The organism is Streptomyces sp. NBC_00028 (assembly GCF_045041065.1).
GTDB lineage: Bacteria > Actinomycetota > Actinomycetes > Streptomycetales > Streptomycetaceae > Streptomyces.
Genome location: NZ_CP108293.1, coordinates 3,250,833 through 3,265,487 on the forward strand (window position 1 = coordinate 3,250,833; position 14,655 = coordinate 3,265,487).

Here is a 14,655-nt window from a genome sequence, read left to right on the forward strand (position 1 = left end):
ACTCCCTCGCGCTCTCGCCTCCGGCTGCGGGTGGGCCAGAAAAGCGAAAAACCCCTCGCGGGTGCGAGAGGTCTGCGCGCGGGTCGAGGACGACGGTGTCCGCCCGTACCTGGTCGTACGAGACGGTCACTGCGGACCGGCGCGCCTGCTGCCAATAATCATGGCGAACGAGAGCACGGGGGCAGTCTGGCACAAGTCGCCCCCGCGCTCACCGTCCGTCTCAGGATGCGAACCGTGCGCTGGTCAGCGCAGGTGGCGGACGAAGCCGTCGGTGACCCCGTTGGTGTCGTCCGGCACCAGCTGCGTGGAGCCGGAGGCCAGGCCGACCTCCTTGCCGCCGCGGCTCACGGAGTAGAGGGTGACGGCCTCGTCCTCCACGGTGCCGCCGCCGACCGACTCGCTGACCAGGCGGACCACGCCGGTGCGCAGATCGCGCAGATAGACGTTCTGGACGCCGAAGTAGCCCGTCTCCCGGTTCCGCGGGGTCACCTCATAGGCCAGGTACCGGCCGTCGGGGCTGATCTCGGGGCTCTGGGTGCCGAACGCCGTCTCGGCGTTGTGCGAGATCCGCCGTATCTTCCCGGTCACCAGGTCACGTACGAAGACGTCCGGGTCGGTGCCGTTGGTGTCGTCCGGGACCAGGTCCGGGGCGCCCGAGCTGAAGGCGACGTATCGGCCGTCGGCGGTGAGCGAGGCGTCGACGGCCATGGCGGTCGTCGGGGTGCCGTCGGGAGTGACGTTCAGCTGCTGCTGGGTGCCGCTGCGGATGTCGTACGCCCACAGGGCCGAGCCCGGGCCGCGGTACTGGAACTGGTCGTAGACGATGCGGCTGCCGTCCTCGCTGACGTCGTACAGGACGGACGTCCACTCGGGGCGGGCGCGTTCGCTGACCCGCTTGACCTTCCCGGTCCGGCGGTCGAGGAGATAGAGCATCCGGTAGCCGTTGGGGTCGTCGGCCTCCATCCGGTTGGGCCGGGCGGTGAAGGCGACCCAGCGGGCGTCGGCCGACATCGCGGCGCCGCCCACGTCGACGGAGCGGCCGTCGAGCCCGAAGCTGAGCCGTTCGGTGGTGCCGGTGCGGCGGTCGTGCAGATAGACGTCGTCGACCCATTCGTCGGCGGGCGGCGGGGTGTCCCAGTGGACGAGGTTGCGGGCACGGGAGGTGAACAGGACGTACCGGCCGTCGGGGCTGATCTCGAAGGAGCTGGACGTGTCGTCGGCCTGGGCACCCTCGGAACTGACGTTCACCCGCTCGACCGTGCCCTTGCGCAGGTCGCGGACGAAGGCGTCCCGCTGTCCGTTGGTGTCGCCGGGCACCAGGTTGGAGGCGTCCGACGAGAAGACGGCGTAGCGGCCGTTGCCGCTGAACTCGGGGCCGTAGGTGTAGCTGTCGCCCTGCTCGCCCGTGGGTGAGGTGCCGAGGCGCTCGGTGTGCGGGGCGGGCGTCGGAGCGGCCGACGCCGTGGTGGTGGAGAGTGCGAGCAGGGCGGCGACGATGCCGGTGGCGAGTGCGGTGCGTGTGCTGGCGTACAAGTGCGGTTCCCCCTGTGTTGGTTCCTCGGTGCTCGGTGTTTCGGTCAGTGCAGGCGCCGGGCGAACACGTCCGTCACCCCGTTCGTGTCGTCCGGTACGAGGTTCGTGGCGTCCGACGCGTAGGCGACCCGGTGGCCGCTCAGTGCCGTGCCGCCGGTCGCCGGGCCGTCCGGCTGGGTGCCGTCGGCGGCCGTGGTGACGCGCTGGATCGCGCCGGTCCGCAGGTCCTTGACGAAGACGTCGGCGACACCGTTGGTGTCCCCGGGCACCAGGTTCGTCGCCGCCGACACGAAGGCGACCCGGCGGCCGTCAGCGCTCAGGTACGCCCCGGAACTCGCGCCGTCGCCCTGCGTGCCGTCGGCCGCGACGCTGACGCGCACGGTCGTCTGCGACGCGCGGTCGAAGGCGAAGACGTCGCTGACCTTGTTGGTGTCGTCGGGCACCAGGGAGCGGACGTTGGAGGCGAAGGCGAACACCCGGGCGTCGGCGCTGAGCGACGAGTCGAACGAGCTTTCCTTGTAGACGTACTTGGTGGGCCGGCTGATCTGTTCCGTCGTCCGCTCGACCCGGTCGCGCACATAGACGTTGCGGGCGTGGGTGTAGTCGTGGGCCGGGTCCAGTTGGTCGGCCGACTCGAAGGCCACGTAGCGGCCGTCGGCGCTGAGGGCCGCCCCCAGGGAGTCGGCTTCGCCGAGCGTGCCGTCGGTGCGGTACTGGACCAGCTCGTCCTCGCCGGTGCGCAGGTCGTGGACGATCACGTCGTCCCGTCCGTTGGTGTCGGCGGGCGCGGCGTCCGGTGCCGAGGTGGTGTAGGCGACGACCCGGCCGTTCGCGCTGATGGCGGGCGAGTAGTTGAGCAGGTACCGCGGCGGCACGTCCGGGTAGCCGTGGCTGACGCGCTCGGTGCGGTGCGTGCGTCGGTCGACGAGGTAGATGTCGTCGAGGCCGTTGTCGTCGTCCCTCGTGAGCGCGGCGGCGGTGGCGACGACGACGCGCCGGCCGTCGCCGCTGAGTGCCACGTCCGTCGCCGGACCCTCGGCCACCCGCTGGGTGCGGCCGGTGCGCAGGTCGTGGACGAAGGCGTCGGCGACGCCGTTGGTGTCCCCCGGGACGAGGTCGGTGGCGGTCGAGACGAAGGCGACGTACCGGCCGTCGGCGCTGAGCACCGGGCGGCCCGAGGGGCCGTCGGCCTGCCGGCCGTGGGTGCTCACGCTGGCCCGTTCGGTGCGCTGCGTGGTGTGCGGGCCGGCCTGGGCCGGTAAGGCGGCCACGCCGAGCGCGGCCACGACGGCCGCGCTCAGGGTCGTACGGCGTGCGAGTCGCATGGAAGATCCCCCCAGATGTTCCCGCTGGCACTGCTCCCCCGGCCCTGTGCTGGACCTGCCGCCTTGACGGCAGGTCCTAGGGCTCTCCACGAGGCAAGCGCATCACCAAGCCCGGGGCAATCCCCCGAATTGAGTACAACCCGGGCGTCGGCTCAGGCGTCCGCGAGGAGGCCCTCGTCCAGGAACTCCCTCACGTGGCCGAGAATCTGCGCTCGGTCGGTGCCGCGCAGGCCGATCGCCACATGGATGGAGAAACCGTCCAGCAGCGCGCGCAGCCGGGCCGCGAAACGGTCCGGATCCACCGCCCGGAACTCCCCCCGCGACACCCCCTCCGCCAGCAGGGCCACCAGGTCACGGTGCCAGGCGCCCTCGATGGCGGCCTGCCGGTCGCGGGCGCTGTCGTCGGCGTTCTGCGAGTGGTTCCAGACCTCCAGCCACAGGGTCCAGTGGGGGTCTCGGTGGCCGTCGGGGACGTACAGGTCGACATACGCATCGAGCCGTTCCCGCGCGGACCCGACCCGGGCCAGCAGCCGCCCGCGCTCGGCACCGAGCCGCCCCTCGCTCCACTCCAGGGTCTGGAGCAGCAGTTCGTCCTTGGAGCGGAAGTAGTAGAGCAGATGGCCGCTGCTCATCCCGAGCTCGCGCCCGAGGGCGGCCATGGTGAGCTTCTCCAGGCCGCGGTCGGCGATCATCTCCATGGCGGCGGTGAGGATGCGTTCGCGCGGCGGTGCGGGGGTGCGGCGGGGGGTGCTCATACGGCCCTCACCTGGACGGCGTCGGGCAGGAAGTGCGTCTCGTACGGCCCGGTGCAGTCGGCGAAGAGGGTCGCCACCACCGCCCCGCACCCGCCGCACACCTCGTTGGGCCCCTCGCGGCCCGGCGCCCCGCAGCAGCCGATCTCCAGGAACGCGGGATTCTGCGCGAGATACGCGCGGGTGTCCTCGGGGTGGACGACCAGGGTGTCGCGCGGCCCGGCGGAGATCAGGAACCCCGGGCCGTCGGGGTCCCCCATCCAGGAGTTGCCCGGGTGGGCGATGCCCGTCCACTCCGGGTCGGGGTGCGGAACGTACGGCGCCCCGCACGCCTCCGGGTCCACGGCGTACGTGCCGCGCGGCATCGTCGCCGGGGCGTGACGCGCGCCGTCGGCGCCCGTGCTGCCGTCGTACTCCGGGCGGGCGGGGACCTCGGGCAGCAGGCGCAGCGGCTCGCTCAGCCGTGTGCCACAGGCGGCGCAGTTCAGCACATTCACCCGTACGTTCTACCTGACGCCCGCCCTCGGCTGCTGCTGGGTGATGCAGTGGATACCGCCCCCGCCCGCGAAGATCGCCCGGGCGTCGACGAGGGTGACCGTGCGGTCGGGGAAGAGCCGGCGGAAGATGCCGGCCGCGAGTTCGTCGTGCGGGTCGTCGAAGCCGCAGAGAACGACTCCGCCGTTGCAGAGGTAGTGGTTGATGTACGAGTAGTCGACCCAGTCGCCGTCCTCGTCGGTCAGGACCGTGGGGGCGGGGATCTCGACGACCTCCAGGCGGCGGCCCCGCGCGTCGGTCTCGCCGCGCAGGATCTCGACGTACTCCAGGGACCGGGCATGGTCGGGGTGGGCCGGGTCGCGCTGGCTGTGGACGACCACGACGCCCGGCCGCGCGAAGGCCGCGACGATGTCGACATGGCCCTGGGTGCCGTAGGTCCCGTAGTCGCCGGCGAGGCCGTGCGGCAGCCAGATGGCCTTGGTGGTGCCGAGCCGGGCGTGGATCTCCGCCTCGACCTGCTCGCGGGTCCAGTCGGGGTTGCGGCCCGCGCCGAGCTGGACGGTGTCGGTGAGCAGGACCGTGCCCTCGCCGTCCACGTGGATCGCGCCGCCCTCGTTGACGAGGGCGCTGCTCAGCACCTGCACCCCGGCCAGGTCGGCGACCTGTCCGGCGATCTTCGCGTCGTGCTCCCAGCGGGCCCACTCCTGTCCGCCCCAGCCGTTGAACACCCAGTCCACGGCGGCCAGTCGCCCCTCCCGGTCCTTCACGAAGGTCGGGCCGATGTCCCGCATCCACGCGTCATCGAGTTCACGCTCCACCAACTCGACCTCTGGGCCGAGCAGTTCGCGGGCGGAGTCGCCCTGGCCCGGCGCGTGCACCATGGTCACCGGCTCGAAGCGGCGCACCGCACGGGCCACCGACGCCCAGGCGGCGCGGGCCTCGGCCAGCTCCTCGTCGTCGGTGAACGTCGGGTTGGGTCCGGGCCAGGCCATCCAGGTGCGCTCGTGCGGTTCCCACTCGGCGGGCATACGGAAGTCGGTCATGAGCGAGTCCTAGAGGAAGTAGAGGCGGTTGAGGGAGACGGAGTCGGCCGCGTCCGAGCGCAGCGGCTCTCCGTCGAGGGTGACGAGCCCGGTGCGCTGGTCCACCTCCACCTGTCCGGTACGGGAGTTGAGGCGCAGGTCGGCCGGTCCGATGCCGCGGGTGCCGCGGACGGCGACCCTGCGGCGGCGGGTCGGCATCGAGTCGTTGCCCTGGTCGACGGCGGCCTGCGCGACGAAGGCCACCGAGAGGTCGGCGGGGGTGGCGCCGTACGACCCGAACTGCGGGCCCAGTACGAGCGGTTCGCAGGTGTCCGTCGCCGCGTTGGGGTCGCCGACCACCCCGTACGCCGGGAACCCCGACTTCAGCACCAACTGCGGCTTGGCCCCGAAGTACTCCGGGCGCCACAGCACGATGTCGGCGAGCTTGCCGACCTCGATGGACCCGACCTCGTGCGCGAGCCCGTGGGCGATGGCCGGGTTGATGGTCAGCTTGGCCATGTAGCGCAGGACGCGCTCGTTGTCGTGGTCGTCGTTCCCCGCGCCGAGCTCGGCCTTCATCTTGCCGGCCATTGCGAAGGTGCGGCGGACGGTCTCACCGGCCCGCCCCATGCCCTGCGCGTCGGAGGAGGTGATGCCGATGGCGCCCAGGTCGTGCAGCACGTCCTCGGCGCCCATGGTCCCGGCGCGGATGCGGTCGCGGGCCATGGCGGCGTCGCCGGGCAGGTCGGTCTTCAGGTCGTGGACGGAGACGATCATGCCGTAGTGCTCGGCGACCGCGTCCCGCCCGAAGGGCAGGGTGGGGTTGGTGGAGGAGCCGATGACGTTCGGCACGCCCGCCATCTTCAGCACGTTGGGGACGTGTCCGCCGCCGCAGCCCTCGATGTGGAAGGCGTGGATGGTCCGGCCCTCCAGCACCTTCAGGGTGTCCTCGACCGACAGGCACTCGTTCAACCCGTCGCTGTGCAGGGCGACTTGGACGTCGTGCTCCTCGGCGACGCGCAGCGCCGTGTCCAACGCCCGCGTATGGGCGCCCATGTCCTCGTGCACCTTGAAGCCGCTCGCCCCGCCCTCGGCCAGCGCTTCGACCAGGGGCGCGTCATGGGACGACGAACCCCGGCCCAGGAAACCGATGTTGACGGGCCAGGCGTCGAAGGCGTTGAACGCGTGCCGCAGCGCCCAGGGTGAGTTGACCCCGACTCCCCACACCGGCCCGAACTCCTGCCCGATGACCGTGGTCACGCCGGAGGCCAGCGAGGCCTCCATGATCCGCGGCGACAGCAGGTGCACATGGGTGTCGACGGCCCCGGCGGTGGCGATGAGCCCCTCGCCGGACACGATGGACGTGCCGGTGCCGACCACGACGTCCACGCCGTCGAGGGTGTCGGGGTTCCCGGCCCGTCCGACGGCGCAGATCCGTCCCTCGCGGATGCCGATGGACACCTTGCGGATCCCGAGCACCGCGTCGATCACGACCACGTTGCTGATCACGACGTCACAGGTCTCACGGACGGCCGCGGCCTTCAGGTGCAGTCCGTCACGGGCGGTCTTGCCGAAGCCGGCGAGGAACTCGTCGCCGTAGCGCTGGGAGTCGGCCTCGACGCGGATCGTCAGCCCGGAGTCACCGAGGCGGACGCGGTCGCCGGCGCGGGGGCCGTGGGTGGCGGCGTACTCGTACGGGGTGAGGCGCCGGGCCTCGGCGGGGTGCCCTCCGGGGCGGCTCATACGGCGACCTCCTCGTCGTCGATGTCGTCGGCGTCCTCGCTGCCCTTGCTGCCGTGGACCCCCAGGTATCCGCAGGCAGCAGCCCTGCGCAGCGCCTCTTCCCGCGCCCCCGGAGCGTCCAGCGCCCCGTCCACGAGCCCGGCGAAGCCGATCGCGACCCGCGCCCCGCCGATCGGCACGAGCCCGACCTCCAGCGTCTCCCCCGGCCCGAACCGCACCGACGACCCGGCGGGGACGGCGAGTCTCATGCCGTACCCGGCGCCCCGGTCGAAGTCGAGGCGCGGGTTGGCCTCGAAGAAGTGGAAGTGGGAGGTGACGGAGACGGGGACGGTCGCGGTGTTGGTGACCGTCAGCCGTACGACCGCCTCCGGCTCGGCGTGCGCCGGACCCGGCAGCAGCGCGCCCGGCGCCCGCTCGGCGAGCCCGCCGCCCCCGATGGGGTCGGAGACGACCGCAAGCCGCGAGCCGTCGTCGAAGACGGCCTCGACGTGCACCTCGGTGACGACGTCCGCGACGCCGGGCAGCACGTCGTCCGGCCCGAGGACCGACCGCGCGCGCTCAATGGCCTCGGCGAGCCGCGCGCCGTCCCGGGCGGCCTCGCACACGGCGTCCGCGATGAGCGCGGTGGCCTCCGGCACGTTCAGCCTGAGGCCCCGGGCCCTGCGCGCCCGGGCCAGCTCGGCGGCGCCGAAGAGCAGCAGGCGGTCGCGTTCGGTGGGGGTGAGCCGCATGTCGTTCCCTTCGCTTTAGAGCATCACTCTAAACGGGGAAAGTCCACAAACCAAGGCTTGACGCCGGAGCAGCACACGGCCCACATTGAACGTCACTCAAACCGAGGGGCCGAGGGAGACGCAGCATGCCGATGGAACAGCGCGGGGTCGACACCATCCCCGACGAGGAACGCACCAGCGGGCCCCGTGACCTCGTCTCGATCCTGCTCGGCTCGAATCTGTGCCTGGGCGTGATCGTCTTCGGCTGGCTGCCGCCGTCCTTCGGTCTCGACTGGTGGGGCTCGGTGAGCTCGATCGTGGCCGGCACGGTCGTCGGCACCCTGCTGACGGCTCCGCTCGCGCTCATCTCCCTGCGCACGGCCACCAACCTCTCCACCTCCTCCGGCGCCCAGTTCGGCGTCCGCGGCCGGCTGGTCGGCTCGGTGGTGGGCCTGCTCCTCGCCCTCGGCTACACCGCGCTGACCGTCTGGATCGGCGGCGACGTGATGGTGGGCGTCCTGGGCCGGCTGGTCGGGCTGCCGGCGAGCGGATGGTCGTACGGCGTGGTCTACGGGCTGCTCGCGGCGGCGACCGTGGCGGGCGCGGTGTACGGCTACCGGGTGCTGCTCACCATGTCGCGGGTGCTGGCGATCGGCATGACGGCCCTGCTCGCCCTCGGCGCCGTGGCCTACGCCCCCGACTTCACGACGGACGCGCTGCCCGAGGCGGGCGGCTATCTGCTGGGCGGCTTCTGGCCCACCTGGCTGCTGGCGGCGGTGGCCGCGGGCCTGTCCGGGCCGATCGCCTTCATCACCCTCCTCGGCGACTACACCCGTTACATCTCCCCGGCCCGCCACTCCGACCGCCGGGTCCTGCACGCCACCTGGCTCGGGCTGCTGCTGGGCCTGCTGGTGCCGCAGCTGTTCGGGACGTTCACGGCGTACGGGGCCCGCGCGGCCCTGGACTACGCGGGGCCGCTGGTCTCCGCGTCGCCCGGCTGGTACCTGGTCCCGCTGCTGCTGGCCGCCTCCGCGGGCTCGGTGGGCAACGCGGGTCTGATGCTCTACTCCATGGGCCTCGACCTGGACGCCATCCTGCCGCGCGCCTCCCGGGCCCGGGCCACCTACACGGTGGCGGTCGTGGCGACGGCCTGCGTCTTCGTCGGCCACTACGCCTCCTCGGCGCAGGACGCGATGACGTCCTTCGTGCTGCTGCTGACGGCGATCGGCACCCCGTGGGCGGTCATCACCCTCATCGGGTTCGTGCGCGGCCGTGGCGTGTACGACGCGGACGCTCTCCAGGTCTTCAACCGCCGTGCGCGGGGCGGCATTTACTGGTTCCGGGGCGGCTGGAACATCCCGGCCACGGTGTCGTGGGCGCTGGGCGCGATGGTCGGTCTGCTGGCCGTGTCGCTGCCGTCGTACGAGGGGCCGCTGCTGTCGCTGACCGGCGGGGTGGACTGCAGCTTCCTGCTGTCGGGGCTCGTGGGCGGTCTCGCGTACGTCCTGCTGTCACCCCGGCGGGACAGCGGCAGGGCCGCCACGGAGACGAACTCCGGGACGGCCCTGGCGAACAGCGAGATCTAGCCCAGCTTGTGCATCCAGCCGTGCTGGTCCGCGGCCGTGCCGCGCTGGATGTCGAGGAGCGCCTGGCGGAGCTTCACCGTCACCTCGCCGGGCTCCCCGGTGCCCTGCTGCCACTCGGCGCCGGTGCGCTTGACCGTGCCGACCGGGGTGATGACCGCGGCAGTGCCGCAGGCGAAGACCTCGGTCAAGGTGCCGTTCGCGGAGTCGGTCTGCCACTGGTCGACGGAGACGCGGCCCTCCTCGGCCTCGTAGCCGAGGTCACGGGCGACGGCGAGGAGGGAGTCGCGGGTGACGCCCTCCAGGATGGAACCGGTCAGGGTCGGCGTGATGATCTTGTTGCCGTACACGAAGTACAGGTTCATACCGCCGAGTTCCTCGACCCACTTGCGCTCGACCGCGTCGAGGTAGCAGACCTGGGCGCAGCCCTGCTCGGCGGCCTCGGCCTGGGCGAGCAGGGAGGCGGCGTAGTTGCCGCCGGTCTTGGCGTCGCCCATGCCGCCGGGGACGGCGCGGACGTGGTCCTCGGAGACCCAGATCGACACCGGCTTGACGCCGCCGGGGAAGTACGCGCCGGCGGGGGACGCGATGACCAGGAACAGGTACTCGTTGGCCGGCTTCACGCCCAGGCCGACCTCGGTCGCGATCATGAACGGGCGGAGGTAGAGGGACTCCTCGCCGCCGTGCGCCGGGACCCACGCCTCGTCCTGCTTCACCAGCGCGTCGCACGCCTCGATGAACGTCTCGACCGGCAGCTCCGGCATGCCGAGCCGGCGGGCGGAGGCCTGGAAGCGCTGGGCGTTCTTCTCCGGGCGGAAGGTCGCCACCGTGCCGTCGGGCTGACGGTAGGCCTTCAGACCCTCGAAGATCTCCTGCGCGTAGTGCAGGACCATCGTCGCCGGGTCGAGGGAGAGCGGCGCGTACGGCACGAGCTGGCCGTCGTGCCAGCCGCGGCCCTCGGTCCACTTGATGACGACCATGTGGTCGGTGAAGTGGCGGCCGAACCCGGGGCTGGCCAGGATCGCGGCGCGTTCCGCGTCGGAGAGTGGCGAGGCCGAGGGCTTGAGCTCGATCGTGGGCGTCGTCATGAGTGGTTGTCCTTCACCGGTTGTGTAGTGACACGGGCCGCGCTCACGCCCTTTTACTGTCAGTGACCAGTGCTAGGACGTCCGAGCATTCCCTCATTCCGCGGCTCCGCGTTCGATTATCGCGCGCGGGGAGCCGAGGAAGAAAACGGCGTGAATGCGACCCAGGGGTTGATGGTGTCACCCGGCGGGGGGCATACGGAAGCCGCCGGGTGCGTCTGCGACCCGGCGGCTTCGAGGTGGTGCTGGTAGCCGCGGGTCAGTCGGCTACTCGTACGGCCAGCGCGTCGCCGATCTCCGAGGTGGAGCGGGCGGGCTTGCCGGCGCGCTCGCCGAGGTCGGCCGAGACGGCGTCCTCGATGCGGGCGGCCTCGGTCTCGTAGCCGAGGTGACGCAGGAGCAGCGCGACGGACAGGACCGTGGCGGTGGGGTCGGCCTTGCCCTGGCCCGCGATGTCGGGCGCCGAGCCGTGGACCGGCTCGAACATCGACGGGAACTCGCGGGAGGGGTTGATGTTGCCGCTCGCCGCGACGCCGATGCCGCCGGAGACGGCCGCGGCGAGGTCGGTGATGATGTCGCCGAAGAGGTTGTCGGTGACGATCACGTCGAACCGGGCCGGGTCGGTGACCAGGTAGATGGTGGCCGCGTCGACGTGGATGTAGTCGGTGGTGACCTCGGGGAACTCCTCGGCCACCTGGTTGAAGATGTTCGTCCACAGGTGGCCCGCGAAGGACAGCACGTTGTTCTTGTGGACCAGCGTGAGCTTCTTGCGCGGACGGGCCTGGGCACGGGCGAACGCGTCGCGCACGACACGCTCGACACCGAAGGCCGTGTTCACCGAGACCTCGGTGGCGACCTCGTGCGGGGTGCCCTTGCGGATGGTGCCGCCGTTGCCGGTGTACGGGCCCTCGGTGCCCTCACGGACCACGACGAAGTCGATCGCCGGCTCGCCCTTGAGGGGCGTCTCGACGCCCGGCAGGAGCTTCGAGGGGCGCAGGTTGACGTGGTGGTCGAAGAGGAAGCGGAGCTTCAGCAGGAAGCCGCGCTCCAGGACACCGGAGGGGACCGACGGGTCGCCGATGGCGCCGAGGAGGATCGCGTCGTGCTGCTTGAGCGCGTCCGCGTCGGCGTCGGTGAGGGTCTCACCGGTGGCGTGGTAGCGCCGGGCGCCGAAGTCGTACTCCTTCGTCTCCAGCTTCACATCCTGCGGGAGGACGGCGGAGAGGACCTTCAGACCTTCGGCCACGACCTCCTGGCCGATGCCGTCACCGGGAATCACTGCGAGATTGATGCTGCGAGACATGTCGGCACCCTACTCCTCGTCCCATGGGATGACACGGCATGTCCGCGATGCGGACACCGCGGCGCAGCTGGGCGTCAGCCCTTCGACCGGCGTTCACCCGTATGCAGGGCGGCTGTTGGCATGGGCTGGGAACTTCTCCCGTATGGACCTTCCCGACGTAGGCATCCCGCCGCAGCTCGCCCGCCGGATGAGCATGGCCGAACAGTACGAGTACCTGCGTACGAAGCTGACCCGGCGGCGCGCGCTGGTGACGGCGGGCGCGGTGGCCGGCGGCCTGCTGACCGGCTGCGCGACCGACGGAAACGGTTCATCACCCCGTACGACCGCCCCGGCCTCCGCGACCACCGCGGTGTCTGGCTCCGCCGTCGCCCCCTTCGGCCGCCACCTCGCCTTCGGTGCCGACCCGAGGACACAGATGCGGATCTCCTGGCAGGTACCGGCCGCCGTCCGCAAGCCGTACGTCCGCGTCGGCGCCCGCCCCGACGACCTCGGCCGGCGGATCGAGGCCGAGATCCGCGACCTGCACACCCCCGGCGTCACCGGCGTACGCCCCGCCCTGGACCAGTACTACGTGCACGCGGCCCTGGACGGTCTGCTCCCCGGCACGACGTACTACTACGGCGTCGGCCACGACGGCGTCGACCCGGCCGCCCCCGAGCACCGCTCGACGATCGCGTCCTTCCGTACCGCGCCCACCCGCCCGGAGAAGTTCGTGTTCACGGCCTTCGGCGACCAGGGCGTGAGCAAGGCCGCGGCGGCGAGCGACGACCTCCTGCTGAAGCAGGACCCGGCCTTCCATCTGCACGCGGGCGACATCTGCTACGCCGACGTCAACGGCCGCGGCGAGAAGGCGGACGGCTACGACCCGGCGTACTGGGATCTGTTCCTGAAGCAGAACGAGCAGGTCGCACGGTCGGTGCCCTGGATGGTGACGACCGGGAACCACGACATGGAGGCCTGGTACTCCCCCGACGGCTACGGCGGCCAGCTCGCCCGCTGGTCCCTCCCGGACAGCGGCTTCGACGCCCGCACGGCACCGGGCGTGTACTCCTTCGTGTACGGAAACGTCGGCTTCGTGGCGCTGGACGCCAACGACGTGTCGTACGAGATCCCCGCCAACCTCGGGTACACGGGCGGCAAGCAGACGGCGTGGCTGGACGAGAAGCTCGGCAAGCTGCGGGGCTCGGTGGATTTCATCGTCGTCGTCTTCCACCACTGCGCCTACTCGACCTCGTCGCACGCCTCGGACGGTGGGGTGCGGGCGGAGTGGCTGCCGCTGTTCGCGAAGCACCAGGTGGACCTGGTGGTCAACGGGCACAACCACGTCTACGAGCGGACCGACGCGATCAAGGGCGGCGAGGTGGGCCGGCGGGTGCCGATCGGCGCCTCGACCGACCCGACTCGGGACGGGATCGTGTACGTCACCGCGGGCGGGGGCGGCAAGGATCTGTACGGCTTCCCGGCGGGCGCGAAGGAGAGCTACGAGGGTCAGGTGCGCGACATCGACTCCGTGGACACCTTCCGGTGGACGAAGTCACGGGCCACCGAGGCGGAGACGGTGGAGTGGTCGCGGGTGCGCTACCGGGGCTTCTCCCTCCTCAAGGTGGAGGCGGAGAGCGGCAGCGCGCCGCGGCTCAAGGTGTCGGCGCTCGCGCAGAACGGCGACCGGATCGACCATTTCGAGGTGCGGCGCGGAGGGTGAGTCCGCGCCGCACCCCATCGGGTGCGGCTCCCGGTAACTGGGTGTTTCAGTGGCCGGTCGAGCCGCCGTTGTCACGGCGGTCGAGGGCGCGCTGGAGGGCGGCCGCGGCGTTCTTGCGGTCGGACTCGCTCGTGCGAGAGGTGTGACGGACTCGACGGCGGGCGGTCGTCTCGGCCATGAGAAATCGACTCCTTCGAATTCATGGAAGGCAACGGGGGTTGCGAGACGCCGGAAGGGGCGGGGAGCGGGGGCCACAGGGGTTGCCTGCACGGGGCCCGGCTCACGACCGCCATTCGCTTGATCGAGCGAGACGTTCGGCTTCTACAAAGCTAAGGGAGGCGGGCGTGTCTGTCTCCACAATTACTCGGACTTCCTACTATCTGAGACGGTGGATTGGGTCACACCGCCCTGAGCTGGGGTTTTGCGGTGGCCGCGGCGGGATGGGCATGTGCCCGCAGCTCTCGGAGCTCTCGGAGCTCTCGGAGCTCTCGGAGCTCTCGGAGCTCTCGGAGCTCTCGGACGAGGGCGCGGACGGCGGCTGTGCCGGCGAGCTCGGCGGTGGTGACGTATCCGATCTGACGGGTCGGCCGGTCGGGACCGAGATCGGTGATCTGTGTCGAGAGCGGTGCTCCGGTGAGGGAGAGCGCGGGCATGATCGCCATACCGAGACCACTGCTCACCATTGAGAGCACCGCTCCGTCATCCTCGGCGCGGACGGTCGCGGTGGGAATCCAGTCCTGGGCGGCCCACCAGGTACGGGTGTAGGAGGAGCAGTTCTCCCGCCAGTCGACCAGGGGCAGTGAGCGCGGGTCGGGGTGACCGGCCGGGTGCACCAGCGAGTACGGCTCCTCCAGGAGTACGTCCCCCACGAGTTCCGGCGGGACCGGCGTACTGGTGCCGAAGGTGGCGATGCCGAGGTCGGCCCGCCCCTCCGCCACCGCCCCGGCGGTCCCCGGCCCGACCTCCCGGACGACGGTGACGGTCGGCTCCAGCGCCGGGTGCCGGGCGGTGAGGCGTTCGAGCACGGGCGGGAGCAGATGGAGAGCGGCACTGCGGAAGGCGGCGATGCGCAGGGGTCCGGCGACCTCGTCCGGCGAGGCGCGACGGGTCTCGGTGATCAGCACGTCGAGCATCCGCAGCACCCGTCGCCCATGAGCGACGGCCCGCGCGCCGGCCGGGGTGGGCCGGGCCCCGAACCGCCCCCGCTCGAAGAGCACGACACCCAGCTTGCGTTCGATGCCGCGCACCGCGTGGGAGACGGCGGACTGGGTGGTGCCGAGCCGGACGGCCGCGGCCGAGAACCCGCCCTCCTCGGCGACGGCGACGAGGGTGCGCAACTCCTGCGGCGCGAGATCGACGGTGCTCACTTCCGGGCTCCCCACCTGCGGCCATGAGGGCGGCT

13 protein-coding genes are annotated in these 14,655 nt (G+C 71.6%); 2 read left to right on the forward strand and 11 right to left on the reverse strand.

Annotation, left to right across the window (positions count from 1 at the left end):
* Window positions 1–243: 243 nt before the first annotated feature.
* From OG885_RS14185 to ureA, 7 genes are all read right to left on the reverse strand, one after another.
* A complete protein-coding gene (locus tag OG885_RS14185; RefSeq protein ID WP_405730873.1) occupies window positions 244–1,533 on the reverse strand; it encodes a TolB family protein in 1,290 nt (429 codons plus the stop codon).
* A gap of 44 nt (window positions 1,534–1,577) precedes the next feature.
* Window positions 1,578–2,858, reverse strand: coding sequence for a TolB family protein (locus OG885_RS14190; protein WP_405730875.1), 1,281 nt, complete (start codon window positions 2,856–2,858; stop codon window positions 1,578–1,580).
* Window positions 2,859–3,010: 152 nt separating this feature from the next.
* A complete protein-coding gene (locus OG885_RS14195) occupies window positions 3,011–3,613 on the reverse strand; it encodes a TetR/AcrR family transcriptional regulator (protein WP_405730877.1) in 603 nt (200 codons plus the stop codon).
* Window positions 3,610–4,107, reverse strand: coding sequence for a hypothetical protein (locus OG885_RS14200; RefSeq protein WP_405730879.1), 498 nt, complete (start codon window positions 4,105–4,107; stop codon window positions 3,610–3,612). The genes OG885_RS14195 and OG885_RS14200 overlap by 4 nt, the downstream gene beginning before the upstream one ends.
* 9 nt (window positions 4,108–4,116) lie before the next feature.
* On the reverse strand, window positions 4,117–5,148 hold the full coding sequence (locus tag OG885_RS14205) for an agmatine/peptidylarginine deiminase (protein ID WP_405730881.1): 1,032 nt from the start codon (window positions 5,146–5,148) through the stop codon (window positions 4,117–4,119).
* Window positions 5,149–5,157: 9 nt separating this feature from the next.
* Window positions 5,158–6,870, reverse strand: coding sequence for an urease subunit alpha (locus OG885_RS14210; RefSeq protein ID WP_405730883.1), 1,713 nt, complete (start codon window positions 6,868–6,870; stop codon window positions 5,158–5,160).
* Window positions 6,867–7,601: an urease subunit gamma gene (gene ureA, locus OG885_RS14215; RefSeq protein ID WP_405730885.1), complete on the reverse strand. Its 735-nt coding sequence runs from the start codon at window positions 7,599–7,601 to the stop codon at window positions 6,867–6,869. Before ureA ends, OG885_RS14210 begins: the two co-directional genes overlap by 4 nt.
* A 125-nt stretch (window positions 7,602–7,726) precedes the next feature.
* Here ureA and OG885_RS14220 point away from each other — a divergent pair, with 125 nt between their 5' ends.
* Window positions 7,727–9,166: a cytosine permease gene (locus OG885_RS14220; protein WP_405730887.1), complete on the forward strand. Its 1,440-nt coding sequence runs from the start codon at window positions 7,727–7,729 to the stop codon at window positions 9,164–9,166.
* Here OG885_RS14220 and OG885_RS14225 read toward each other — a convergent pair.
* Together OG885_RS14225 and OG885_RS14230 are read right to left on the reverse strand one after the other, a co-directional pair.
* Complete coding sequence (locus OG885_RS14225; RefSeq protein WP_405730889.1) at window positions 9,163–10,251, reverse strand: branched-chain amino acid aminotransferase; 1,089 nt, start codon at window positions 10,249–10,251, stop codon at window positions 9,163–9,165. The genes OG885_RS14220 and OG885_RS14225 overlap by 4 nt on opposite strands.
* A 256-nt stretch (window positions 10,252–10,507) precedes the next feature.
* Entirely contained in the window at window positions 10,508–11,551 is a 1,044-nt protein-coding gene (locus OG885_RS14230; protein WP_405730891.1) for a 3-isopropylmalate dehydrogenase, read from the reverse strand.
* A 142-nt stretch (window positions 11,552–11,693) separates the two neighbouring features.
* Here OG885_RS14230 and OG885_RS14235 point away from each other — a divergent pair, with 142 nt between their 5' ends.
* Window positions 11,694–13,253: a purple acid phosphatase family protein gene (locus OG885_RS14235; protein WP_405730893.1), complete on the forward strand. Its 1,560-nt coding sequence runs from the start codon at window positions 11,694–11,696 to the stop codon at window positions 13,251–13,253.
* Window positions 13,254–13,299: 46 nt separating this feature from the next.
* Here OG885_RS14235 and OG885_RS14240 read toward each other — a convergent pair whose 3' ends face one another.
* Together OG885_RS14240 and OG885_RS14245 are read right to left on the reverse strand one after the other, a co-directional pair.
* Complete coding sequence (locus OG885_RS14240) at window positions 13,300–13,431, reverse strand: hypothetical protein (RefSeq protein ID WP_020121043.1); 132 nt, start codon at window positions 13,429–13,431, stop codon at window positions 13,300–13,302.
* A 220-nt stretch (window positions 13,432–13,651) separates the two neighbouring features.
* Window positions 13,652–14,620, reverse strand: a complete 969-nt coding sequence (locus tag OG885_RS14245) for a LysR family transcriptional regulator (protein ID WP_405730895.1) — start codon at window positions 14,618–14,620, stop codon at window positions 13,652–13,654.
* Window positions 14,621–14,655 lie beyond the last annotated feature (35 nt).